The sequence below is a fragment of the Pseudomonas sp. 2FE genome, from assembly GCF_005503735.1.
GTDB lineage: Bacteria > Pseudomonadota > Gammaproteobacteria > Pseudomonadales > Pseudomonadaceae > Aquipseudomonas.
This window is the reverse complement of record NZ_SCMO01000001.1, coordinates 25,648-48,218: the sequence shown is the minus strand read 5'-3', so window position 1 is coordinate 48,218 and position 22,571 is coordinate 25,648. Positions and strand designations below refer to the sequence as shown.

General features: G+C 63.8%; 22 protein-coding genes and 1 pseudogene. 17 read left to right on the top strand and 6 right to left on the bottom strand.

What is annotated here, in order from left to right:
* Nucleotides 1-189: 189 nt before the first annotated feature.
* Nucleotides 190-402: a cold-shock protein gene (locus tag FFS12_RS00235; RefSeq protein WP_119955978.1), complete on the top strand. Its 213-nt coding sequence runs from the start codon at nt 190-192 to the stop codon at nt 400-402.
* Nucleotides 403-517: 115 nt separating this feature from the next.
* Nucleotides 518-1,015, top strand: a complete 498-nt coding sequence (locus tag FFS12_RS00230; RefSeq protein ID WP_137885007.1) for an RDD family protein — start codon at nt 518-520, stop codon at nt 1,013-1,015.
* 55 nt (nt 1,016-1,070) lie between these two features.
* Here FFS12_RS00230 and lptG read toward each other — a convergent pair whose 3' ends face one another.
* A complete protein-coding gene (lptG, locus tag FFS12_RS00225) occupies nt 1,071-2,132 on the bottom strand; it encodes an LPS export ABC transporter permease LptG (protein ID WP_137885006.1) in 1,062 nt (353 codons plus the stop codon).
* Nucleotides 2,125-3,246, bottom strand: coding sequence for an LPS export ABC transporter permease LptF (gene lptF / locus FFS12_RS00220; protein ID WP_137819555.1), 1,122 nt, complete (start codon nt 3,244-3,246; stop codon nt 2,125-2,127). Before lptF ends, lptG begins: the two co-directional genes overlap by 8 nt.
* Nucleotides 3,247-3,386: 140 nt before the next feature.
* On the opposite strand from lptF, the gene FFS12_RS00215 reads away from it, so the two are divergent.
* The 9 genes from FFS12_RS00215 to rlmF all read left to right on the top strand — a co-directional run bounded on the left by FFS12_RS00215 (nt 3,387) and on the right by rlmF (nt 11,308).
* A complete protein-coding gene (locus FFS12_RS00215; protein ID WP_137885005.1) occupies nt 3,387-4,874 on the top strand; it encodes a leucyl aminopeptidase in 1,488 nt (495 codons plus the stop codon).
* Nucleotides 4,875-4,929: 55 nt separating this feature from the next.
* Nucleotides 4,930-5,349, top strand: a complete 420-nt coding sequence (locus FFS12_RS00210; RefSeq protein ID WP_137885004.1) for a DNA polymerase III subunit chi — start codon at nt 4,930-4,932, stop codon at nt 5,347-5,349.
* A 9-nt stretch (nt 5,350-5,358) separates the two neighbouring features.
* Entirely contained in the window at nt 5,359-5,766 is a 408-nt protein-coding gene (locus FFS12_RS00205) for a DNA polymerase III subunit chi (RefSeq protein WP_137885003.1), read from the top strand.
* 138 nt (nt 5,767-5,904) lie between these two features.
* Nucleotides 5,905-8,754: a valine--tRNA ligase gene (locus tag FFS12_RS00200; protein ID WP_137885002.1), complete on the top strand. Its 2,850-nt coding sequence runs from the start codon at nt 5,905-5,907 to the stop codon at nt 8,752-8,754.
* 56 nt (nt 8,755-8,810) lie between these two features.
* The gene (locus FFS12_RS00195) at nt 8,811-9,119 is read left to right on the top strand and encodes a hypothetical protein (RefSeq protein WP_256657233.1); all 309 of its coding nucleotides are present in this window, start codon (nt 8,811-8,813) and stop codon (nt 9,117-9,119) included.
* Complete coding sequence (locus tag FFS12_RS20060; protein WP_256657232.1) at nt 9,100-9,276, top strand: hypothetical protein; 177 nt, start codon at nt 9,100-9,102, stop codon at nt 9,274-9,276. Before FFS12_RS00195 ends, FFS12_RS20060 begins: the two co-directional genes overlap by 20 nt.
* A gap of 14 nt (nt 9,277-9,290) precedes the next feature.
* Nucleotides 9,291-9,584, top strand: a complete 294-nt coding sequence (locus tag FFS12_RS00190) for a helix-turn-helix domain-containing protein (RefSeq protein WP_137819560.1) — start codon at nt 9,291-9,293, stop codon at nt 9,582-9,584.
* 100 nt (nt 9,585-9,684) lie between these two features.
* Nucleotides 9,685-10,245, top strand: a complete 561-nt coding sequence (locus FFS12_RS00185; RefSeq protein ID WP_218568956.1) for a VTT domain-containing protein — start codon at nt 9,685-9,687, stop codon at nt 10,243-10,245.
* 46 nt (nt 10,246-10,291) lie between these two features.
* On the top strand, nt 10,292-11,308 hold the full coding sequence (gene rlmF / locus FFS12_RS00180) for a 23S rRNA (adenine(1618)-N(6))-methyltransferase RlmF (RefSeq protein ID WP_137885001.1): 1,017 nt from the start codon (nt 10,292-10,294) through the stop codon (nt 11,306-11,308).
* A gap of 272 nt (nt 11,309-11,580) precedes the next feature.
* Here the strand turns inward: rlmF and FFS12_RS00175 are convergent, their stop codons facing one another.
* The gene (locus FFS12_RS00175; RefSeq protein ID WP_137885000.1) at nt 11,581-12,210 is read right to left on the bottom strand and encodes a glutathione S-transferase; all 630 of its coding nucleotides are present in this window, start codon (nt 12,208-12,210) and stop codon (nt 11,581-11,583) included.
* Between the two features lie 150 nt (nt 12,211-12,360).
* Here FFS12_RS00175 and FFS12_RS00170 point away from each other — a divergent pair, with 150 nt between their 5' ends.
* Together FFS12_RS00170 and FFS12_RS00165 are read left to right on the top strand one after the other, a co-directional pair.
* On the top strand, nt 12,361-12,741 hold the full coding sequence (locus tag FFS12_RS00170) for a hypothetical protein (RefSeq protein ID WP_137884999.1): 381 nt from the start codon (nt 12,361-12,363) through the stop codon (nt 12,739-12,741).
* A gap of 47 nt (nt 12,742-12,788) precedes the next feature.
* Nucleotides 12,789-13,358 (top strand): DUF1415 domain-containing protein, encoded by a 570-nt coding sequence (locus FFS12_RS00165; protein WP_137884998.1) that lies wholly within the window; start codon nt 12,789-12,791, stop codon nt 13,356-13,358.
* A gap of 284 nt (nt 13,359-13,642) precedes the next feature.
* On the opposite strand, the gene FFS12_RS00160 is transcribed toward FFS12_RS00165, so the two are convergent.
* The 3 genes from FFS12_RS00160 to FFS12_RS00150 are packed head-to-tail and all read right to left on the bottom strand — an operon-like array spanning nt 13,643 to nt 18,746.
* A complete protein-coding gene (locus FFS12_RS00160) occupies nt 13,643-17,101 on the bottom strand; it encodes an AAA family ATPase (protein WP_137884997.1) in 3,459 nt (1,152 codons plus the stop codon).
* The gene (gene sbcD / locus FFS12_RS00155) at nt 17,098-18,318 is read right to left on the bottom strand and encodes an exonuclease subunit SbcD (RefSeq protein ID WP_137884996.1); all 1,221 of its coding nucleotides are present in this window, start codon (nt 18,316-18,318) and stop codon (nt 17,098-17,100) included. Before sbcD ends, FFS12_RS00160 begins: the two co-directional genes overlap by 4 nt.
* Before the next feature lie 8 nt (nt 18,319-18,326).
* Nucleotides 18,327-18,746, bottom strand: a complete 420-nt coding sequence (locus FFS12_RS00150; protein ID WP_137884995.1) for an Lrp/AsnC family transcriptional regulator — start codon at nt 18,744-18,746, stop codon at nt 18,327-18,329.
* A gap of 131 nt (nt 18,747-18,877) precedes the next feature.
* Between FFS12_RS00150 and yjeH the strand changes: the two genes are divergently transcribed.
* The 4 genes and pseudogenes from yjeH (at nt 18,878) to FFS12_RS00130 (ending at nt 22,565) form a co-directional block, all read left to right on the top strand.
* The gene (gene yjeH / locus FFS12_RS00145) at nt 18,878-20,155 is read left to right on the top strand and encodes an L-methionine/branched-chain amino acid transporter (RefSeq protein ID WP_137884994.1); all 1,278 of its coding nucleotides are present in this window, start codon (nt 18,878-18,880) and stop codon (nt 20,153-20,155) included.
* Nucleotides 20,156-20,187: 32 nt separating this feature from the next.
* Nucleotides 20,188-20,481: pseudogene (locus tag FFS12_RS00140) on the top strand (C4-dicarboxylate ABC transporter substrate-binding protein); the annotation flags it as partial.
* Nucleotides 20,482-20,522: 41 nt separating this feature from the next.
* Nucleotides 20,523-21,530 carry a nucleoid-associated protein YejK gene (yejK, locus tag FFS12_RS00135; RefSeq protein ID WP_137884993.1) on the top strand — a complete coding sequence of 336 codons (1,008 nt, stop codon included), beginning with the start codon at nt 20,523-20,525 and terminating at the stop codon, nt 21,528-21,530.
* Nucleotides 21,531-21,722: 192 nt separating this feature from the next.
* Complete coding sequence (locus FFS12_RS00130; protein WP_137884992.1) at nt 21,723-22,565, top strand: DUF4344 domain-containing metallopeptidase; 843 nt, start codon at nt 21,723-21,725, stop codon at nt 22,563-22,565.
* Nucleotides 22,566-22,571: the final 6 nt, after the last annotated feature.

The window sequence follows — 22,571 nt, the reverse complement described above, 5'->3', positions numbered from 1 at the left end:
GTTGTTTTTCATCCTGAAGTTAGCGTAGAGTTCGCCCACTGTGTTTGCATGGGTCGCTTTGAATCGTGACCTGGTGCAGTAGATCCTTAGATTTGCTACATCCCGCCCGACTTCTCTTACTCTCTGCAACCAGTCCAGCCCTCTATTTGTAAGAGGCTGTCATCAACTCTAGTTCCAAGGAAATAAGATATGTCGAATCGTCAGAACGGTACCGTCAAGTGGTTTAACGACGAGAAAGGTTTTGGTTTTATCACTCCAGAAAGCGGTCCGGATCTGTTCGTGCACTTCCGCGCTATCGAAGGTAACGGCTTCAAGAGCCTGAAAGAAGGCCAGCGCGTTAGCTTCGTTGCGGTACAAGGTCAAAAAGGCCTGCAGGCTGACCAGGTTCAAGTCCTGGCCTAAGCCTCCGCCTGAACGAAAGAGCCTCTGATGGCAACATCAGGGGCTTTTTTGTGCCTAGGCTTTTTGTCAATCTGAGCCAGTAGAATCGCGCACCTCCTTGCGCAGCGAGCCCGCCATGCCGAACCATCAGCTACGCCCACAAGGCGACTTCCCCATTGCCGGCCTACCACGCCGCCTGGCGGCAATGTTTTACGACTCGCTGCTCTGCGTGGCGCTGTTAATGGTCGTGACCCTGGCCTACCAGCAGATTGTCTTGAGAATGCTCTTCGGTGCAGAACGCCTAAGAGAAATGGCCGACAGCGGCGCCTTGAACGGCGACCCGATTCTTTCCACCCTGCTGGTTTTCAGCCTGTTCGGCTTTTTCAGCAAGTTCTGGACTCACTCCGGCCAGACACTGGGCATGCAGGTCTGGGGGGTTCGCGTGCAGAACGCCGACGGTACTGCGATTAGCCTGTGGCAGGCGCTACTACGCTTCATCGTTGCCATCGCCTCCTGGCTGTGCCTGGGCCTGGGCTTCTTCTGGATGCTCTGGGACAAGCAAAAACGTAGCTGGCACGACATTTATTCCGACTCGCGCCTCGTACAGCTACCGAAGAACTCGCAGAAGAAATAAACACAGCACCCATGAGAAAGCCGGCGCAATGCCGGCTTTCTCATATCAGCACCAATCAACCCGCGCGGCGCAGCATCCAAATCCCCGCCAAGCCGCAGATCGCACTCGGGATCAGCACCGCCAGCAACGGCGGGAAGCCAAATACCAAGCTCGAAGGCCCCAACAGATCCTGGGCAATCCGAAACACAAAGCCAACCAGCACACCGGTGAACACCCGCTGCCCAAGGGTTACCGAGCGCAGCGGGCCAAAGATGAAGGAAATCGCCATCAACACCAGCGCCGCGGTCACCAGGGGTTGCAGCACCTTGGTCCAGAAGGCCAGCCAGTAACGGCCGTTATTCAGCCCTTGCTCGGCCAGATACTGGATGTAACGCCATAGCCCAGTGACCGATAACGCCTCTGGCTCCAGCACCACGGTGCCGAGCAGTTGCGGGCTCAACTCGACATCCCAGCGCTCACTAGGCGACTCGACCACCTCTGTAGTGCGCTCATGGAAATGCGTAGTCGCCACATCCTCCAACTGCCAATGATCACCCTGATACAGCGCGCGCTTCGAGAAGCTGGAAGAGAGCAAATGCCGCTGATCATCAAACCGGTAGCGTGTCACCCCGTAGAGCACGCCATTCGGCTGCACCGCGTTGATATGTACGAACTCATCACCTTGACGGTGCCAAAGGCCGCGCTTAGCGCTCTGTGCCGCCCCGCCACCCTGCGCCATGGAGCGACTGGCCTGCCCCAGATTCTCACTCCAGGGTGCCAAGTATTCGCCGATCAGGATGCCCACCAGCATCAACACCAGCATCGGTTTCATCACCGCCCAGACGATGCGCCCGACCGAGACACCCGCCGCCCGCATGATGGTCAGCTCGCTACTGCTCGCCAGATTGCCAAGACCAATCAAGCAGCCGATCAAGGCCGCCATCGGCAGCATGTCGTACACCTTGCGCGGCGCCGTCAGCAGCACATACCACGCCGCATCTGACAAGCCATAACCACCCTCGACATCACCCAACTCATCGATAAAGGCAAACAGCATGGCCAAGCCGACGATGATGCCCAGCACCGTGAGAATCGCGAAGAACACACTGGTGCCGATGTAGCGATCCAACCTAACCATGAGCCAGCTCCCGCGCAGCGCGACGACCCGCCCACTTCAGACGCAATGGCTCCCAATACAGCAGCGTAAGACCAATCAACAAGAACACCCCATGCACCCACCATAGCCCTAGATCCAAAGGAATCTTGCCCTTATCCAGCGCCCCGCGCGCGGCGATCAACAGAGACAGGTAAGCCATATAAAGAAGAATCGCCGGCAGCAGCTTGAGGAAGCGCCCTTGACGCGGATTGACCCGGGACAACGGCACCGCCAGCAAGGTGACGACAAAGACCAGCAACGGAAGTGAGAGACGCCACTGCAACTCTGCCTGGTACTTCGGGTTATCGCTGCCGATCAGCTCAGCCGTCGGAATCGCCTCGCGCTCACTGATCTCGCTACTGACCTCCGGCTTGAGCAACAAGACGCCGTAGGTGTCGTACTGAATCGCCCGGTAGTCGGCCTGGCCAGGATTGCCATCGTAGCGGTAGCCGTTTTCCAGAATCAGGTAACGACTGCCATCCGCCTGGATCTCCTGACGGCCCTTCTGCGCGACCAACACCGTGATGCCGCGCTCCTTGTCACCGGCCTTGGAAAGGCGCTTTTCCGAGATAAAGATACCGCCCAACTCACTGCGATCGTTCGACATGTCCTGGGTATAGGTGACCCGCGAACCACTCTTCATGGCCTGGAAGCGCCCAGGCACCAGCGTGTCGAACTCGGTCAGGGCATCCTGCTCATTGAGGATCCGCGCCACCTGAGTCACCCCTTGCGGCGCCAAGCCCAGGCTCAACCAGGCCACCAACAGCGCAACCAGCGTCGCCGGCACCAAGCTGTAGGCCAGCAGGCGCTGCCGGCTCATGCCGGTTGCCGACAGCACGGTCATTTCGCTGTCGAGATAGAGCCGGCCGTAAGCCAATAAAATACCGAGAAACAAGCCCAGCGGCAGGATCAACTGCAGGAAGCCTGGCAGTCGGAAGCCCATGATCAGGAACAACACGCCCGGATCGAGAGCCCCTTGCGCGGCCTGGGCCAGATATTTAATGAAGCGCCCGCTCATGATGATCACTAAGAGCACGGCACTCACCGCGCTCAAGGTCACCAGCACCTCGCGAGACAGATAACGGAAGACGATCAAACCAGACACTCCAGGGTTGTCAGGCTCAGGCGGCTAAGCTCAAACTAGCCGCCTGTTGCCGGCCCGCCTGAGGCGGGCCACCGAAAAAATACGCGGCATTATCCTGCAATACCGACCTGTTGTCTTGGGGACACCTCGCCATGGAATTTGTTGTCAAAAGCGCCCGCCCAGAATCTCTGAAAACCGCCACCCTGGTTGTCGCCATCGGCGAGGGCCGTAAACTCGGTGACGCCGCCAAGGCCGTGGACAGCGCCAGCGGCGGCGCCCTCACGACCCTGCTCAAGCGCGGCGACCTGGCCGGCAAGCTTGGCCAAACGTTACTCCTGCACAGCCTGCCCAATCTCAAGGCGGAGCGCGTACTGCTGGTTGGCACCGGCAAAGAGAGCGAACTCTCTGACCGCCAATTGCGCAAATTGATCACCGCCGTACAAGGCGTGCTGAAAAGCTTAGGCGGTAATGACGCGGTACTCGCCCTCGATGAGCTGCAAGTCAAAGGCCGCGACGCTTACGCGAAAACCCGCTTGCTGGTGGAAACCCTGGCCGACGGCGAATACGCCTTCGAACGCTTTAAGAGCCAGAAAAGCGAAGCCTGCGCCCTGAAGAAGCTGACCCTGCTGACCGAAAAAGTCACTCAGGCTGACGTCGAGCGCGGCGCAGCCCAGGCCCAGGCGATCGCCGCCGGCATGGCCTTCACCCGCGACCTCGGCAACCTGCCGCCCAACCTCTGCCACCCGAGCTTCATCGCCGATGAAGCCAAGGCTCTGGCCAAGGCGCACAAGAACCTCAAGGTCGAAGTGCTCGACGAGAAGAAGCTCAAAGAGCTGGGCATGGGGGCATTTCTCGCGGTAGCCCAGGGCAGCGAACAGCCGCCACGGCTGATCGTGCTCAACTACCAGGGCGGCAAGAAGGACGACAAGCCCTTCGTCCTGGTCGGCAAAGGCATCACCTTCGACACCGGCGGCATCAGCATCAAGCCGGCCACCGGCATGGACGAGATGAAGTACGACATGTGCGGCGCCGCCAGCGTACTCGGCACCTTCAAGGCCGTGCTCGAACTGCAGTTGCCGATCAACGTCGTCGGCCTGCTGGCCTGTGCCGAGAACATGCCGAGCGGCGGCGCCACCCGCCCCGGCGACATAGTCACCACCATGAGCGGGCAGACCGTGGAAATCCTCAACACCGACGCCGAAGGCCGCCTGGTGCTGTGCGACACCCTGACCTACGCCGAGCGCTTCAAGCCGCAAGCGGTGATCGACATCGCCACCCTCACCGGTGCCTGCATAGTCGCGCTGGGCAGCAACACCTCGGGGCTGATGGGCAATAACGACGCCTTGATCCAGCAGCTGCTCAAGGCTGGCCAGAGCGCCGACGACCGCGCCTGGCAACTGCCGTTGTTCGACGAATATCAGGAGCAACTGGACAGCCCCTTCGCCGACATCGCCAACATCGGCGGGCCGAAAGCCGGCACCATCACTGCTGGCTGCTTCCTCTCGCGCTTCGCCAAAAAGTACCACTGGGCGCATCTGGATATCGCCGGCACCGCCTGGGTCAGTGGCGGCAAGGAAAAAGGCGCGACTGGCCGCCCGGTTCCGCTACTGACCCAGTACCTGCTGGACCGGATCAAATAATGCTTTTTGGCCTTCAACGCAGCATAAGCAAGCGCAGTAGCTTTGAGGGCCAAAAATGACCCGCGTCGAGTTCTACGTCCTCTCCTCGGCCAACCCGGCGGATCGCCTGCGCGCGGCCTGCCAGCTGGCGAGCAAGGCCTGGCGCCATGGCCTGCCGGTCTTCCTGCGTTGCGCCGACCAGGCTCAATGCGCCGAGGTCGACGAACTGCTCTGGCGCTTCAAGGCGGAGACCTTTGTGCCGCATGGCCTGTATCGGGATGACCCACTGGCGCCCGTCGTGCTGGGGCTTAACGATGAGCCGGCGGCGCAGCAGGGCCTGCTGATCAACCTCGACCCGAGCCTTTCGCCGTTCATCGAGCGTTTCAGCCGAGTGATCGAGATCGTCAATCAAGAGCCCGAGCAATTGCACAGCTCGCGCGAGAATTTCCGTACCTATCGTCAGCGGGGCTATGACCCGCAACGAGTCGAACTGTAGCCTTACCCCATGGACACGCCAAAACCACCGCACAAGCCCACCCACTTGCTGGATGACCTCGAGTCGATCCGCGAGTTTCTGGCCGGCGACGAAAGCCTGGAACCACCGCTGCTCACCGACTCCATCGAGTTAGGCGAAATCCCCCTGTTGTCCGATATCGTCTCGCCAGGTGAAACGCCAGCGCCAGCGCCACCGCCCAGCGCAGCAGCCATCCCCACACCTCTGCCGGCAACGCTCGCTTCGAGCGTGCAACAGGCGGTGCTTAGCGACAGCTCCAGCGAACTGTCGCGCCTAGATAACGAACTGCGCGCCGCGGCGCAGTTGATCCTGCAGGATGTGATCGACGATTTCGTGCCGCAGATCGAGGCCGAACTCCAGCGCCGCCTGGAGCGTCTGCTGCCCCCGCGCAAGTTCTGAACTACGCCCCCCTAGGCTTGCTTGCCTGGCCAGCCGTCGCGACGGATAACGCCAGGCGTTATCCGTCTTACGCCCCGAACGCCATCCCCGTTATACTTGTCGGCTTTCCGATTAGCCGCCAATAGGGTCCCGCCCCGCATGGACAAGACCTACCAGCCGCACGCCATTGAAACCTCCTGGTATGAAACCTGGGAGGCGAAGAACTATTTCGCCCCGCAAGGCGCCGGCGACTCTTACACCATCATGATTCCGCCGCCGAACGTCACCGGCAGCCTGCACATGGGCCATGGCTTCAACAACGCCATCATGGACGCGCTGATCCGCTTCCGCCGCATGCAGGGTCGCAACACCCTGTGGCAGCCGGGCACCGACCACGCCGGTATCGCCACGCAGATGGTGGTGGAGCGCCAACTGGGCGCCGAAGGCATCAGCCGTCACGACCTCGGCCGCGAGAAGTTCCTCGACAAGGTCTGGGAATGGAAGGAAGAGTCCGGCGGCACCATCACCCGGCAGATTCGTCGCCTCGGTTCCTCCGTCGACTGGTCGCGCGAGCGCTTCACCATGGACGACGGCCTCTCCGAGGCGGTCAAGGAAGCCTTCGTCCGGCTGCACGAAGACGGTCTGATCTACCGCGGCAAGCGCCTGGTCAACTGGGACACCCAGCTGCACACGGCGATTTCCGATCTCGAAGTGGAAAACCACGACGTGGCGGGCCACCTGTGGAACCTGCGTTACCCGCTGGCCGATGGCGCCACGACCGCCGATGGCCAGGATTACCTGATCGTCGCCACCACCCGTCCGGAAACCATGCTCGGTGACAGCGCCGTCGCCGTGCATCCGGAGGACGGGCGCTACCAGGCGCTGATCGGCAAGTTCATCGAGCTCCCCCTGGTGGGCCGGCGCATCCCGATCATCGCCGACGACTATTGCGACCCCGAGTTCGGCACCGGCTGCGTGAAGATCACCCCGGCCCACGACTTCAACGACTATGAGGTCGGCAAACGGCACAACCTGCCGCTGATCAACGTGCTGGATAAAGACGCCGCCCTTCTCGCCACCGCCCAGGTGTTCCACCTGGATGGCAGCGTCAATGGCGCCTTCGATGCCCGCTTGCCGACGGAATACGCCGGGCTGGATCGCTTTGTCGCGCGTAAGCAGATCGTTGCGGCGCTCGACGCCCTCGGCCTGCTGGAAAAGGTCGACGACCACGCATTGAAAGTGCCGAAAGGCGACCGCTCCGGCACCGTGATCGAGCCGTGGCTGACCGACCAGTGGTACGTCTCCACCAAGCCGCTGGCCGAGCCGGCGATTGCCGCCGTGGAAGATGGCCGCATCCAGTTCGTGCCCAAGCAGTACGAGAACATGTACTTCTCCTGGATGCGCGACATCCAGGACTGGTGCATCAGCCGCCAGCTCTGGTGGGGCCACCGCATTCCGGCCTGGTACGACGAAGCCGGCAATGTCTACGTCGGCCGCGACGAAGCGGAGGTGCGTGCCAAGCACAACCTCGGCAACATCCCGCTGCGCCAGGACGACGACGTCCTCGACACCTGGTTCAGCTCGGGCCTGTGGACCTTCTCCACCCTCGGCTGGCCGGAACAGACCGAATTCCTCAAGACCTTCCACCCGACCGACGTGCTGGTCACCGGCTTCGACATCATCTTCTTCTGGGTCGCCCGGATGATCATGCTGACGATGCACCTGGTGAAGAACGACGACGGCACCCCGCAGGTGCCGTTCAAGACCGTGTATGTGCACGGTCTGGTGCGCGACGGCCAGGGCCAGAAGATGTCCAAGTCCAAGGGCAACGTCCTCGACCCGCTGGACCTCGTCGACGGCATCGAGCTGGAAACCCTGGTGCAGAAACGCACCAGCGGCATGATGCAGCCCAAGCTGGCCGAGAAAATCGCCAAGCAGACTCGCCAGGAATTCCCGGAAGGCATCGCCAGCTACGGCACCGACGCCCTGCGCTTCACGTTCTGCTCGCTGGCCTCCACCGGCCGCGACATCAAGTTCGACATGGGCCGCGTCGAGGGTTATCGCAACTTCTGCAACAAGTTGTGGAACGCCGCCAACTTCGTGCTGGAGAACACCGACAATCAGGACTGCGGCGTGAACGGCGAAGCCGTCGAGCTGTCCTCGGTCGACCGCTGGATCATCTCCCAGCTGCAACGCACCGAAGCCGAAGTGACCCGCCAACTCGACCAGTTCCGCTTCGACCTGGCCGCCCAGGCACTCTATGAGTTCATCTGGAACGAGTACTGCGCCTGGTATCTGGAGCTGGTCAAGCCGGTGCTATGGGACGAAAGCGCGCCTATCGAGCGCCAGCGCGGCACCCGCCGCACGCTGATCCGCGTGCTGGAAGTCATACTGCGCCTGGCCCACCCGTTTATGCCGTTTATTACGGAAGAAATCTGGCAGCGCATCAAGGCGCAAGCTGGCGTCAGCGGCGAAACCATCATGCTGCAAGCCTGGCCGGTGGCGAACGAAAGCCGCATCGATGCCGCCGCCGAAGGCGATATCGAGTGGGTGAAGGCGCTGATGCTCGGCCTGCGGCAGATCCGTGGCGAGATGAATATCTCCATGGCCAAGCGCATCGACGTGGTGTTGAGCAATGTCAGCGCCGAAGACCAGCGCCGCCTGAGCGAAAACGAGCCACTGCTGAACAAGCTGGCCAAGCTGGAATCCGTCAGCGTACTGGCCCAGGGCGACGAAGCCCCGATGTCCGCCACCGCCCTGGTTGGCGAGATGCACGTATTGGTGCCGATGGCCGGGCTGATCGACAAGGACGCCGAATTGGCCCGACTGGACAAGGAAATCCAGCGTCTGAGCCAGGAAGTCCAGCGCGTTGGTGGCAAGCTGGGCAACGCCAGCTTCGTCGACAAGGCGCCGCCGGAAGTGATCGCCAAGGAGCGCGCCAAACTCGCCGAAGCCGAACAAGCCGTCGGCAAGTTCAACGAGCAACGCGAACGTATCGCCAGCCTGTAACCCGCCACGAGGCCCGCATATGCGGGCCTCGTGCTTTCCGGGAAATGGAGTTCGTCATGCCATTGTCGTTACGCTTCGAGTCCACCCTCAAGGCCAGCCCGGAACAGGTCTGGCGCTGGATCACCGATGTGCGCTGCCTGCGCGCCGAAATGCGCCCATGGCTGTGGATGAGCATTCCCAGGGACATCCGCAGCCTCGAAGACCTCGACATCCAGCCCGGCCAGCCGCTGTTCACCAGTTGGCTCTGGTTGTTCGGCATCCTGCCACTGGGCACCTCGCGCCTGACCCTGCACGAACTCACCCACCACAGGCGTCGGCTTCATCGAACAATCACCGATGACCGGCATGCGCCTCTGGCGCCATGAGCGCAGCCTCGAACGCCTCGCCTGCGGCACCCGCGTCGTCGACCAGTTGACCGTTGAACCGCTGTTCGCCGCCCTGTTGGTCAAAGGCTTCCTGCGCCTATTCTTTGCCAGCCGCCACCGCGTCCTACGCCTGCGCGATGCACGCCTGACCCACTGACTCGAGGAGCGAAAATGGACGTCAGCAAAACCAAAACCAGCTTCTACCGCCGCCTCTACGTGGCCTATCTGATCGACACCGACGTGGCCAGCGTGCCCGCGCTGATGGACGCCACCGGCATGCCCCGGCGCACCGCCCAGGACACCATCGGCGCACTGGCCGAGCTGGATATCGACTGCGTGTTCGAACAGCAGGACGGCGCGCGCAATCATGCCGGGCGCTATGTGATCCGCGACTGGGGCGCCATCGATAAGCGCTGGATCGAAGCCAACCTGAAACAGATCAAAGCGGTGCTTGAATACCCCTGACAGGCATCACCCCGACGCAAGGGGGCTCATGCAGGGGAACGTGTTCAGCCCTTAATTCAACACCTGTGTTCCCCGAGCACTCATTGGCGAGAGCGAGACCGTGCACAAATACAAGCGACTGCTTATGGTGCTGCTGTTTCTCGTGGTGCTGCTCGCGGTGTTCCAGCTTTCCGGCCTGCGCGAACATTTCAGCCTGCAGTTCCTACGCGAGCAGTTGCTGGAAAATAAACTCAGCGGGCTACTCATCTTCATCCTGCTGTTCGCCCTGGGTAATCTGATCCAGCTGCCCGGCTGGATCTTCCTCGCCGCGGCAGTGCTGGCCTTCGGCCGCACCTGGGGCGGGCTGGCGACCTACGTGGCGGCTACGTTCTCCTGCACTGTGACCTTCTTCACCATCCGCTGGATGGGCGGCGATGCCTTGCGCGAGCTGAACAACCGCTTCGCGGTTAAAATCCTCAGCCAGCTCGACGCTCACCCAATCACCAGCATCGCCTTGCTGCGTGTGCTGTTTCAAACGGTGCCAGCGCTGAATTACGCCCTCGCCCTCTCCGGGGTAAAGTTTCACCAGTACCTGCTCGGCACCCTGCTCGGGTTACCCTTACCGATTTTTTTGTACTGCCTGTTTTTCGATTATCTGGCTAAAACGCTGCATCTGGTTTAGCCACACTCAAGCTCAAACTAAAGCTCAACAAACGCCTCAGGTTGTTATGCGAACTAAGCACCAAGGGAAACACCCCGCGAAGAACACCGCCGCCGTTGCGCCGGCCGAAAAATCTAGCCTGCACCCGCGCAACCGCCATCAGGGCCGCTATGACTTCCCGCAACTGATCAAAAGCAGCCCGGAGCTGGCTGCCTTCGTGATCATCAACCCGTACGGCAAAGAGAGCATCGACTTCGCCAACCCGGCGGCGGTGAAAGTCTTCAACCGCGCCCTGCTACAACAGTTCTACGGCATTCGTGGCTGGGATATTCCTGATGCCTACCTGTGCCCTCCTATCCCCGGCCGCGCTGATTACCTGCACTACCTAGCCGACCTGCTGGGTATCAGCCATGATGGCGTGATACCTCGCGGCCCAGCCCTGCACGCACTGGATATCGGCGTGGGCGCCAACTGCATCTACCCGCTGATCGGCCATCACGATTACGGCTGGCGCTTCGTCGGCGCGGATATCGACGCCGTCTCGCTGGCCTCGGCCGCGGCCATCCTGAAAGCCAATCCGCCGCTGACAGACGCCATCGAACTACGCCGCCAGACCGACGCGGGGCATATCTTCCAGGGTCTGATCGGGGCCGATGAGCGCTTCGATGTCACCCTCTGCAACCCACCCTTCCATGCCTCGCTGGACGAAGCCCGGCGCGGCAGCCAACGCAAATGGAAGAACCTCGGCAAGCTCGACCCGAGCCGCAAGCTGCCAGAGCTGAACTTCGGCGGTCAGGGTGCTGAACTGCATTGCGCAGGTGGCGAAGCCGCCTTTATCGCGCGGATGGCCGAAGAAAGCGCAGGTTTCGCCCAACAGGTGTTCTGGTTCAGCACCTTGGTCTCCAAGGCCAGCAACCTGCCAGCCATGCAGGCCACTTTGAAGGCCTTGGGCGCCAGCGATATTCGCGTAGTCGACATGGCTCAGGGACAGAAGCAGAGCCGCTTCATCGCCTGGACCTTCCTCGACAAGAATCAGCGCCGCGCCTGGCGCAAAGCACGTTGGGCCACGACTAGCCAGGGCTGACCGCTAGACCAGCAAGCTCGGCGCCTGATCAGGCTGCCAGCGTGGAAACGTGCGCATTGCCGCGGCAAATAGCGCCGACTGCAAGAATTCATCGATGGCTCCCGAGCGGGAACCCGCTTGGGACGCTCTGCGTCCGCTGGTAGAGCAGACGCGGAGCGTCTTCGGCTGCATTCCCGCAGGCGCGTGGGAACGATCAACTGCAGGCTAAAACCCGGCGGCGAGGGTCGGAGTGGACGCATCGGCGGCCGCTTGAACCGGCCACACCGCCCTGGCTACTGGGGCGCCTGCCAGACCGGGTGCTTGTGCATGCTGGCGAGAAACACCGGTGATGCCAGCCACACGGCCAGCCAACGCTGCAACCGTGGATAGGGGCTTTGCGCAAACCAGGCCGGGTCCACGCCCGCGAACTGGCGGACGAAGGGCATCAGCGCGCAATCGGCCAGGCTAGGCTGCGGGCTAACCAGGTAGGCCTGCCGGGTCAATTGCGCCTCCAGCGTCGCGAGAAAGCCGGCGCCCTGCTCGCGGTAGTGCTCGGCCGAGTGCTGGGGAAAACGCTCGGGGTACTTGTAGCGATCCAACTGGGCCTTGAAGACCTGGTCGTTGAGTCGGATCAGCGCATTGGCCTGGGCCTGCCCCGCCACGTTGTTGCTCAGCAGCCAGTCGTCCGGATCATCGCCGGCCAAGGCCCAGCGCATGATGTCCAGGCTTTCTTCGATCACCTGGCCCGCGCCCGTGACCAACACCGGCACCGTGCCTTTGGCCGAGCAGGCCAGCAGCGCGGCCGGCTTGTGCTTGAGGCTGACTTCGCGCAGCTCCACCGCGCAGCCCGCCTGGTGCAAGGCCATGCGCGCGCGCATGGCATAGGGGCAGCGGCGGAAGGAATAGAGGATGGGCAATGGCATCGGTCGACAGACTCAAGGGTTGAGCCCGCCAGTGTACGGCGCGCGCGCCAATGATCGGCTGACAGAGCCCGCTGTTGCGCAATCGAAGGGATTGTCGAACCTGTACACTCGCAGCTTTTTTCACTTACGCCCTGCGCAGGCCATCTCCCTATGAGCACCCGATTGGCACTACCCAACACCCTCAAAGGCTGGGCGCGCGAAGCGCTGCAGGCCCTCGACGAGGCCGAGGCGATTCGCCTGGAAAGCCCACAGCTGGAAGCCGAATCCCTGTTCAAGCTGGCCCCGGCGATCGCCGCCATTTATCGCGGCATCGAGGACCCCCTGCTCAAGGAGAGCATGCTCAAGCATGCCTGCGGCACGGTGTTTATGATCCAAGAACATATCCCCGGTTACAGCGCCCTGTATAAACGCTGCTTCGTGCACTGCTACCTGGACACCATGATCCTGATCAAGGCCATGAAGCTGGGCAAGGCCGAACAGGTGATCGACTACCTGGAAACCAAGGGTAAGGTCGAGGCCTGGCAGGTTTGACCGGCCCCTTGAATCCATCACTTCCCATGCTCGAATAGGCCACGCTCATGAACCCCTCGCACGACCCCGTCATCGCCGAGACCCGCGCCTGGGTCGATCGCGCCGTTATCGGCCTGAACCTCTGCCCTTTCGCCAAGGCCGTGCAGGTCAAAGGGCAGATCCGTTATCTGCACTGCCCCGCCGGCGATGCCGAGGCCCTACTCGCCGCCCTGTGCGAGGAGCTGCACTTCTTGGCCGAGGCCAAACCCGAGCAAGTCGACACCACCCTGCTGATCCACCCCGGCGTGCTGCAGGATTTTCTCGACTTCAATGACTTTCTCGCCGTCGCCGATGCGGCAGTGGACGAGCTGGGGTATGCCGGCATCCTGCAGGTCGCCAGCTTCCACCCGCACTTCCAGTTTGCCGACACCGCGCTGGACGACGTCGGCAACGCCACCAACCGCTCGCCCTACCCGACCCTGCATATCCTGCGCGAAGCCAGCATCGACCGCGCCGTCGCCGCCTTTCCCGACGCCGAAGTCATCTTCGAGGCCAATATCCAGACCCTGGAGCAGCTCGGCGCCGACGGCTGGGCGGCGCTGCAAGCGCAATGCCGCCAGGATGCCGAGCCCCGCTGAGACCTGCTCACGCTACCCGTCGTAGGGTGCGCCGTGCGCACCGAAAACCCAGCGTGAAACTGTGGTGCGCACAGCGCACCCTACGAGTGGCGCTGAAGCCCCCCCTGACCTTCGCCGAGCAGGTGTTCGACGCGCGCGCCTCGGCGAGCTGCTGGCCCAGGGCTGTGCAACAGTAATGGTGACAGCCTGCTCGCCCAAGGTGCCGGCCCGCACGCCAAGGACGCCAACGGCGCGACGCTGATGGGCGCGGCGGATACCCAGGCGCTGCTGAGTCGGCTCGGCGGCTAAGCCTGGGCGCGCGGGGCCGGGGGCACCGCATAGCGGGTGTCCAACGCGCTATAGCCCATGCCCACCGCCTTATGCACCTTGAGCTGCACCGGAATGCGCTCCTTCAGCGCCTCGACATGGCTGATCACGCCGATCATCTTGCCGCTGGCGTTCAAGGCATCCAGGGCGTCGAGGGCGACTTCCAGGGTTTCGCCGTCGAGGGTGCCGAAGCCTTCGTCGAGGAACAGCGAGTCGATGCTGGTCTTGTGGCTGACCAGGTCGGATAGGGCCAAGGCCAGGGCCAGGCTGACCAGGAAGCTCTCGCCGCCGGAGAGGGTCTTGCAGTCGCGGGCGACGTCGCCCTGCCAGGTGTCGATGACCTCCAGCTCCAGCTCGCCGGAGCTGCGCCGGCCCAGCTGGTAGCGCCCGTGCAGGCGCTCGAGCTGTTGGTTGGCCAGGTAGACCAGGTGATCGAGGGTCAGGCCCTGGGCGAACTTGCGGTACTTGGCGCCGTCGGCCGAGCCGATCAGGCCGTTGAGGTGCTGCCAGAGGTCGTATTCGCCCTCCTTGGTGGCGATCTCGGCGAACAGCGCTTGCTGGTTCTGCCGGCGCGCCTGGTCGCCTTGCAGTTGGGCGTGGAGTTCGCCCTGGCGCTGGCCGAGTTGGCGCAGTTGGGTCTTCAGCTCCTCCAGTTGTTCGTTCAGTTGCTCCAGGCCGAGATCGCTTTGCGGCGCGGCTTGTAGGGCGGCCAATGCCTGTTCGGCGGCAGCCTTCAGCGCCTGGGCGGCGGTGAGGGCTTGCTCCAGCTGGGTTTTCTGGCGCTGCAGGGCGCTGCGCTGTTCGTCGCCGAGCAAGGCGGCGTGGAAGGCGGCCTCGTCGGCGAAGGGGCTCTGCCCCAGGGCCAGGGCCCAGGCGCTGGCTTTGTCGCCGAGCTGGGCCTGTTCCTGTTGCAGGCGCTGGCTGAGGTTGTGTTGGGTGCCGGTCAGTTCGTCCGCGCGTTTTTGCGCGGCGGCCAGTTGGCTTTGCGCTTGCTGCAAGGCGCCTTCCGGGTCGGCCGTTGGGCTGGGGACGGGGGGCGCGCTCTGCTCCAGGGCTGACCAGCGTTGTTGCCACGAGGCCGCCTCTTTCTGCGCGGCGGTCAATGCGGGCTGCAGTTGGAATTGCGCGCGCTCCAGTTGCTGGCGTTGCAGCTGCGCCTGTTGCCAGTTGTGCCATTCCGCTTCGCGCTCGCGCAGCCAGCTCGGCCCGTCCGCCGGCAGGCTGTAGTCCAGGGCCGCGAGCGCGGCGGCCAGCTCGCTGTCGCGCCGATGCTGTTGCGCTTGCAGCTCGTTCAGCCGCTGGCCGCTCTCGAGCCGTTGCTGCTGGCGGTTGAGCAGATTCTGCTGCATCAGTTCCAGCTGCTGGGCGGCCTCGATGCTGGTTTTTTCGATAGTCTGCCGCGCCGCGCGGGCCTGTTCCAGGGCGGCCTTGAGCGCATCCAGCGCGCTCAGGGTTTGCTCGCTGGCGGCGAGCTGGGCGCCGTGCAGCCCTTGCTGGGCGGCCAGGGCGTCGTCGTCGGCCAGCTCGAGGCCGAGGCTGCGGCAGCGCTGCTGCCACTGCTCGGCCTGTAGGCCTTGCTCGCGCTGGTCTTGTTCCCACTGCCGCTGGTGCTGCTCGATTTGCGCGGCCAGGGTCGCCAGTTCGCCGCCGAGCTTCTGCCCCTGGCCGGCCAGCGCCTCCAGCTCGACCTTCTTGCCGTCGAGCGCGCGCTGCGTGGCGGAACTATCCAACACCTGATAAGCGCCGATCGCCGGATGCTCGTGGGAGCCGCACAGCGGGCAGGCTTCGCCGGGCTGCAAGGCGGCGCGATAGGCCTCCAGCGCCTGGATGCGCCGCTCCTGCTCCAGCAGTTTTTCCTTGTCGCGGATCTGCTGTTGCAGGTCCTTGTACTGCACGCGCAGGGCGCTCAGCTCAAGCTCTTTGGCGGCGTGCTGGCGGCGTTTATCGGCCAGCTGGGTGTCGATCTGAGCCAACTGCTGGCCGAGCTGCTGGCGTGACTGGCCGAGCTGCTGCAATTGCGCCAGTTCGTTGCCCTGGCCGTGCAGCCGCTGCCAGTGGGCACGCAGCTCGGCTTCAGCCTGGCCGCCCAGCAGCGCCTCCAGTTGCGCCTGCTGCGCGCTTTCCTGCTGCTGCGCGTTGCTCAAGCGGGCTCGCTCAGCGTTGAGCTTGGCTTCTTGCTCGGCCAGTTGGGCGGCGAGGCCGTGCGCGGCCTGGTCGTCCTGTTGCTGCTTGGCGATCAGCACGGCGATCTCCTGGCCGAGCCGTTGGCGCGCGTCGAGCTGGCTGCGCCAGACCTCGATTTGCCCGCCCAGCTGACTGCGCTGCGGGTGTTCGGCCAGTTGCGCGTCGAGTTGCCGGCGCTGCCGATCGAGTTGTTCCAGCTGCGCCTGCTGGGCCTCGGCGATCTGTTGGCTAAGCTGACTGGCCTGCCACAGACAGTGGCTGACCTGTTGCGCGGCCTGCCGCTGCTCGCTTTGCGCCTGGGCCAGGCTCTGTTCGGTATGGCTGAGCGCCTGTTGCGCCTGCTGCCAAGCCTGATGGACGGGCTGCAATTTGCCGGCCGGCTCGCTGGCGGCCAGCCGCTCCAGCTGCGGCCCGGCCTCGGCCAGCGCCTGCCGGGCCTGCTGCTCCTGCTGCACGGCCGCCTGCTGCCGGCTTTGCGCCTTGCCGAGCTCGGCGCGCCATTGGCGCTGCGCCTGCACGGCCGCTTGCTGGCTGTTGAGCGCCGCTTCCTCGCCGGTCAGTGTCGACGCTTCGGCTTCCAGGCTGGCACGTTGTTCGTCGCTCAGCAGTTCGACGCCGGAGGCCTTGGCGCGTAGTTGATCCAGCCCGGCCTTGACCTCACGGGTTTGCTCGAACACCCGCTGGGAAATCTGCCCGTAGATATCGGTGCCGGTCAGCTCCTCCAGCAGCTCGGCGCGCTGATTGGCGTTGGCTTCGAGGAAGGCGGCGAAACCACCCTGGGCCAGCAACATGGATTTGGTGAAGCGCTCGAAATCCAGCCCGGTGAGGCTTTCGGTCAGCTTGAGTTTCTCGCTGAGCTTGCTGGTGAGGATCTGGCCCGCGCCGCTCTCCGAGTCAATCTGCACCAACTCGGCCTTGGCCGGCTGCAAGTCGCCGGAAGCCTTATCGCGCGCCCGGCGCTGGCTCCAGAAAGCGCGGTAGCGCTGGCCTTTGACCTCGAACTCGACCTCCGCCAGGCAATCGGCGCAGTGTCGGGTCATCAGCTCGTTGCTGCTGGCCGACAAGCTGTTCATGCGTGGCGTGCGGTGGTACAGCGCCAGGCAGATGGCATCCAGCAGCGTGGTTTTACCGGCACCGGTCGGCCCGGTGATGGCGAACAGGCCATTGTCCTTGAAGGGTTCGGCATTGAAGTCGATCCTCCATTCGCCTTTGAGCGAGTTGAGGTTCTTCAGGCGCAGGCTGAGGATTTTCATGCCTTGCCCTCCTGCAACTCGCCGACCACCTGGCGGTACAAACCCCGCAAGCGGGTTTGCAAGGCCTCGTCCAATTCCTCACTGCTCAAGCGCTGGGCGAATACGTCGTCGGTGCTCAGTTCATCCAGGGTTTCTTTGGCGCTGACCTGCAAGCTGGCCTGGGCCGTGCCGCGTTCGCGGCGAATGCGCAGCACTTCGACCGGCAGACCTTCGGTAAAAGCCTGAATCCGCAGCTGCAAATCGCTCAGGTAATCGTCGGCACTGACCAGCACTTCCAGCCACACCGGTTGCTCCGTGCTGCCCTGTTGCGCCGCTTCGGCGATGGCACTTTGCAGTTCGCTCAACGAGCCGCGCAGCGACACCAGCGGCTGAAAGCGTGGCACCGTTAAGGCCTCGATGCTCTCTAGCTCGCGGCCGGTGAACGCCACCAACAGCACTTCCTTGCTCTGCTTGGCCTCATCGAAGCTCAGCGGAATCGGCGAGCCGCAGTAACGGATGTGTTCCAGGCCGCCGACTTTTTGCGGCCGGTGGATATGCCCGAGGGCGATATAGGCCGCCGGCGGAAAGGCACTGGTGGGGAAGGCTTCCAGCGCGCCGACGTAGATCTCCCGCACCGACTCGTTGGCACTGGCGCCGACCGTGGTCAGATGGCCGGTGGCGATGATGGGCAAGTCGCCGCCCAGCTCGTCACGCTTGGCCTCGGCCAGGGCATAGAGATCGAGGTAATGCTGCTGGATCGCCTGCTGCAGCGACAGCTGCTTGTCCTGCGCGCTCTGCCCGGCCTGGCTGTGCAGCACGTCGCGCGGGCGGATGAAGGGGATGCCGCAGAGGATCGCGCCGGGCCGGCCATCACGCCTGTGCAGCACCAGCAGTTGCTCCTCCAGCTGCGCACTGACGCCGGGGATCACCCGGGTATTGAGGTGGGCCAAGAGGCTTTTGCTCTCGCCGAGCATGGCCACCGAGTCATGGTTGCCGCCGAGCACCACCAGCTCCGTGCCGCTATCGCGCAGGGCGACGATGAACTCGTTGTACAACTCGCGGGCATAGCTGGGCGGCGCGCCGGTATCGAAGATATCGCCGGCGATGATCAAGGCATCCACGCAATGAACTGCACATTGTTCGATCAGCCAGGCGATAAACGCCTGGTGCTCGTCCTGGCGGGTTTTGCCCATGAAGTGCTGGCCAAGGTGCCAGTCGGAGGTGTGCAGAATGCGCATGCTCTGGCTCACATCAACCAATCTTTGACCAGCATGTGGGTCTTGACCTTCTGCATGCCGGGGAAGTTTTCGATCGCCCCGCGAACCTCGCTGAGCCGGGCCATGGAGGGCGCCTCGATATACACCAGCATGTCGGTCTCGCCGCTGATGCCGCTGCACCGACGGACCTCGACGAAAGCGCGCATGCGCTCGACGTAGTTCTCGCACCGCCCACCTTGATAGAACAGCTCCAGGTAGGCCTTGACCGCACTGCCGGCGGGCTCGACGACGCAGGCATGGTAGCCCTGGATGATGCCGCTCTGCTCCAGTTGGCGGATGCGCTCGCTGACCGCGGAACGCGACAGGTTCACTTCACGGGCGATCTGGCTGACGGCCAGTCGGGCATCGGCGCGCAACAGGGCGATGATCTGTTGATCGAACTTGTCCACTCGGGGATCTCACGCAAAACAGATTGACGGGTATTTCCGCCGCTTTGCCGGGTGATGCCGGCAATTCGCCGGGAACGCTCGGCCGGCGGGCGGCTTAACATGGGTTACGACGGATCGCACGAGCATACATCATGAGTCGCCTGAACCAAGAACTGAGCCTGCTACAGGGCATCGGCCTGCTGAGCACGTCGCTGCTCGGCACCGGCATTTTCGTCGTACCCGCCCTCGCCGCCACGGTCGCTGGCGGGGCTTCGCTGTGGGCCTGGTTGTGGCTGATTCTGCTGGTGCTGCCGGTGGCCTTCACGTTCGCCCAGCTTGGCCGTCATTTTCCCCACGCCGGCGGCGCGCCACACCTGATCGGCCGCGCCTTCGGCCCACGCATGGAACGCGTCAGCGCCTTGCTGTTTCTCGCCGTATTACCGGTCGGCCTACCGGCTGCGCTGAACATCGCCACCGGCTTCTGGCAGGCGCTATTCGATCTCGGCCGTGGCCAGGCGCTGGCCATCCAGCTCGCCACCTTGGCCGCCATGCTGCTGCTCGGGCAACGCCCGGCGAAGGCTTCGGGTCTGGTGCAGGGCGCCATCGCCCTGGCCATTATCGGCACCGTCGGCTTGATCTGGTGGCTCGGTGATCTGCCCCATGCCAACCAGCCGTTGCTGCCGCCCTTGCAGGGTTCCTGGCACCTGCTGCCCGCCGCGCTGGGGGTGATGTTCTGGTGTTTCGTCGGCATCGAAGCCTTCACCCACCTGGGCGAAGAGTTCAAACGCCCCGAGCGCGACTTTCCCCTGGCCCTGCTGCTCGGCGTGTTGCTCGCCGGCCTGGTGTATTGGGCCTGTTCGGTCGCCGTACTGAGTTTCCATGCCTATGGCGATGTGCACACCGATGCCGCGTCGCTGCCGCGCATGCTCGACCAATTGCTCGGGGCCAAGGCCCGCTGGCTGAGCGCGCTGATCGGCTACCTGGCCTGCTTCGCCTCGATGAATGTCTATATCCAGGGCTTCGCCCGGCTGATCTGGAGCCTGGCCGACGAAGGCAAACTGCCGCACAGCCTGGCCCGGCGCAATCATCATGGCGTGCCGGCTCGCGCACTGCTGCTGGTAGTGCTCTGCTGCGCCCTATGCGCCAGCCTGGCCGCGGGCTTGTCGCTGTCGGTCGACCAGTTGATCCGCTATGCCAATGGCAACTTCGTGCTCATCTATCTCTTCAGCATGGCCGCCGGCTGGGTGCTGCTCAAAGGGCTGTGGCGCTGGCTGGCCGGCTTCAGCGCCCTGCTCTGCGGACTGGTGTTGATGCTGCTGGGTATCGATGCCTGGTATGCCCTGGGCTTGCTGGGCGTTCTCGCACTGCTCGACTACGGGCGCACGCTGCGCTCGCGGCGGCTGGCGAGCGAGCCGCCACCCGTAAGCTGAAGCTGAGGCCCAAGCCCGCGCCCGGCCGATTCCCGCTGTTCAAAGCCATAGGCCCGCTGTATCGCTGGCGCATCCGCGCGCGGATCTATCGCTGATACAAGTACCTGCGCGAAGTCGACCGGCAGATCGACGCCGGCACGCTACCAGAACAGCTCGACGCCGAAATCGAGAGGCTGGAACAGTTGGAGGACAAGCTGGCCAAGGTCGAGGCGCCGCTCCCCTACTCCAACGAGCGGTACAAACTGCACGTGCACCTGCGTTATATGAGCGAACGCCGGCAGGCGTTGCAAAAGCGACGGGCGACCAAGGGCGAGCAGGTCGGGTAAACTGGCGCGCCTCGCCCTGTCCGCCCCGATATGAGAACACCATGCCGATCCGCCACTGCATCGTCCACCTGATCGAGAAAAAACCCGACGGCACGCCCGCCGTGCTGCACGCCCGCAGCACCGAGCTGGCCGAATCGCAGGCCATCGAGAACATGCTGGCCGACCTCAATGAGAGCTATAACGCCAAGCAGGGCAAGGCCTGGGGCTTCTTTCAAGCGGAGTCCGGCGCCTACCCGTTCAGCGGCTGGTTGAAGGACTACAACGAGGGCGACCAGGACTTCACCCAGTTCAGCCGCCAGGCGGTCGAGCATCTGCAAAAGCTGATGGAGGAGTCCAACCTCTCCACCGGCGGCCACGTGCTGTTCGCCCACTATCAGCAAGGCATGACCGACTACCTGGCGATCGCCCTGCTGCATCACAGCGAAGGGGTGGCGGTGAACGCCGCGCTGGACGTGACCCCGGCCAAACACCTGGACCTCGGCCAGCTGCACCTGGCGGCGCGGATCAATATCTCCGAGTGGCAGAACAACAAGCAGTCCAAGCAGTACATCTCGTTTATCAAGGGTAAGAACGGCAAGAAGGTCTCCGAGTACTTTCGCGACTTCATCGGCTGCCAGGAAGGCGTCGACTCGCCAAGCGAGACCCGCACCCTGCTGAAAGCCTTCAGCGACTTCGTCGAAAGCGAAGACCTGCCCGAAGAACAGGCCCGGGCGAAAACCGACACGCTGGTCGACTACGCCACCAGCCAGGCCAAAATTGGCGAACCCATGACCCTGCAGGAGCTCTCCGGGCTGCTCGACGAGGAGCGCCCGCGGGCCTTCTACGAGCATATCCGCAACAAGGACTACGGCCTGTCACCGGAGATCCCGGCGGATAAGCGCACGCTGAGCCAGTTCCGCCGCTTCACCGGGCGCGCCGAGGGCCTGTCGATCAGCTTCGAGGCGCACCTGCTCGGCTCGAAGATCGACTATGACGAAGCGCAGGACATCCTGACCATCCGCAACCTGCCGACCCAGCTGACCGATCAGTTGAAAAGACGCAAGAGCTGAGCCGCCCGTCCCTTCTCCCTCCGCCGGAGGCCCCACCTTTCGGCGGATCGCCCCGGCCGACGGGCAGTGCCCTGCTAGAGTCATTGGAGGCATACCCGTTCGCCCCCTCGCAGGGGAGCCGCTCATGCAGCGACCGGCCGACCGCTTCTCCGCTCCAGCGCCTGCCCCCGCAGGCATACTCGGCGCACGCCCATGAGTCCCCTGTGCCGCTGGCTGCCCCTGCTGCTCCTGCTCGCCGGCCCGTTGCCGGCCGAGCCGCCCCCCGAGAGCAGCCTGCCCCCCGACGTGACCCGCTTCATCCTCGCCAACAGCGAGTTCACCGTACTGCATGAGATGGGCCATCTGCTGATCGCCGAACTGGACCTGCCCGTGCTCGGCCGCGAGGAGGACGCCGCCGACCAACTCGGCCTCATCGGCCTGTTCCTGCTCCATGGCGAGCAGCGCGATGCAGACTTCTACGCCAAGCTGTTGGACATCGTCGACTTCTTGCGTCTGGAGTGGCAGCGACCGAAACCGGCCGCGGAGGAGGTGCCGGCCTGGGACTCCCACGGCCTGGATGCCCAGCGCTTCTACAACATCGCCTGCCTGGTCTACGGCAGCGACCCGGAGCGCCTGGAGTGGGTGCCGGAGCTGACCGGCCTGCCGATGGAACGCGCGCTCTACTGCGATCAGGAATACCAGCAGGCGCGCAAGGCGGTGGACTGGGTCAGGAGCCGTTACCGGCGCGCCGCGATCCAGACGACGCCGCGCTTCCAGGTGATCTACGACCCACCGCCGGTCAATGTGCCGGACGCCGAGCGGCTGATCGCCCAGGTACGAGCCGGTGGCAACCTGGAGACTCTGGCCCGGCGCGCCAGCGCGACCTTCGCCCTGCCCCGCACCCTGATCCTGCGCCTGAGCGGCTGCGGCACGCCGGACGCCTGGTACAACCGCAACACCGGCGAATTGACCCTCTGTTACGAGCGCCTGCAGCACTTTCGCCAACTGGCCGAGACCCTGCCGCGTCTGCGCCAGCCCGCAGCCCCCGGGCAGTGAGCCCGG

Excerpts from the sequence above, each read along its gene's own strand:
- FFS12_RS00165 (WP_137884998.1), top strand. The coding sequence starts at position 12,789 with ATGAACCCCTCGCACGACCCCGTCATCGCCGAGACCCGCGCCTGGGTC.
- FFS12_RS00130 (WP_137884992.1), top strand. The coding sequence starts at position 21,723 with ATGAGTCCCCTGTGCCGCTGGCTGCCCCTGCTGCTCCTGCTCGCCGGC.
- FFS12_RS00195 (WP_256657233.1), top strand. The coding sequence starts at position 8,811 with ATGCCATTGTCGTTACGCTTCGAGTCCACCCTCAAGGCCAGCCCGGAA.
- FFS12_RS00200 (WP_137885002.1), top strand. The coding sequence starts at position 5,905 with ATGGACAAGACCTACCAGCCGCACGCCATTGAAACCTCCTGGTATGAA.
- sbcD (WP_137884996.1), bottom strand. The coding sequence starts at position 18,318 with ATGCGCATTCTGCACACCTCCGACTGGCACCTTGGCCAGCACTTCATG.
- FFS12_RS00205 (WP_137885003.1), top strand. The coding sequence starts at position 5,359 with ATGGACACGCCAAAACCACCGCACAAGCCCACCCACTTGCTGGATGAC.
- FFS12_RS00215 (WP_137885005.1), top strand. The coding sequence starts at position 3,387 with ATGGAATTTGTTGTCAAAAGCGCCCGCCCAGAATCTCTGAAAACCGCC.
- FFS12_RS00190 (WP_137819560.1), top strand. The coding sequence starts at position 9,291 with ATGGACGTCAGCAAAACCAAAACCAGCTTCTACCGCCGCCTCTACGTG.
- yejK (WP_137884993.1), top strand. The coding sequence starts at position 20,523 with ATGCCGATCCGCCACTGCATCGTCCACCTGATCGAGAAAAAACCCGAC.
- FFS12_RS00210 (WP_137885004.1), top strand. The coding sequence starts at position 4,930 with ATGACCCGCGTCGAGTTCTACGTCCTCTCCTCGGCCAACCCGGCGGAT.
- lptG (WP_137885006.1), bottom strand. The coding sequence starts at position 2,132 with ATGGTTAGGTTGGATCGCTACATCGGCACCAGTGTGTTCTTCGCGATT.
- FFS12_RS20060 (WP_256657232.1), top strand. The coding sequence starts at position 9,100 with ATGCGCCTCTGGCGCCATGAGCGCAGCCTCGAACGCCTCGCCTGCGGC.
- FFS12_RS00170 (WP_137884999.1), top strand. The coding sequence starts at position 12,361 with ATGAGCACCCGATTGGCACTACCCAACACCCTCAAAGGCTGGGCGCGC.
- yjeH (WP_137884994.1), top strand. The coding sequence starts at position 18,878 with ATGAGTCGCCTGAACCAAGAACTGAGCCTGCTACAGGGCATCGGCCTG.
- rlmF (WP_137885001.1), top strand. The coding sequence starts at position 10,292 with ATGCGAACTAAGCACCAAGGGAAACACCCCGCGAAGAACACCGCCGCC.
- FFS12_RS00235 (WP_119955978.1), top strand. The coding sequence starts at position 190 with ATGTCGAATCGTCAGAACGGTACCGTCAAGTGGTTTAACGACGAGAAA.
- FFS12_RS00230 (WP_137885007.1), top strand. The coding sequence starts at position 518 with ATGCCGAACCATCAGCTACGCCCACAAGGCGACTTCCCCATTGCCGGC.
- FFS12_RS00175 (WP_137885000.1), bottom strand. The coding sequence starts at position 12,210 with ATGCCATTGCCCATCCTCTATTCCTTCCGCCGCTGCCCCTATGCCATG.
- FFS12_RS00160 (WP_137884997.1), bottom strand. The coding sequence starts at position 17,101 with ATGAAAATCCTCAGCCTGCGCCTGAAGAACCTCAACTCGCTCAAAGGC.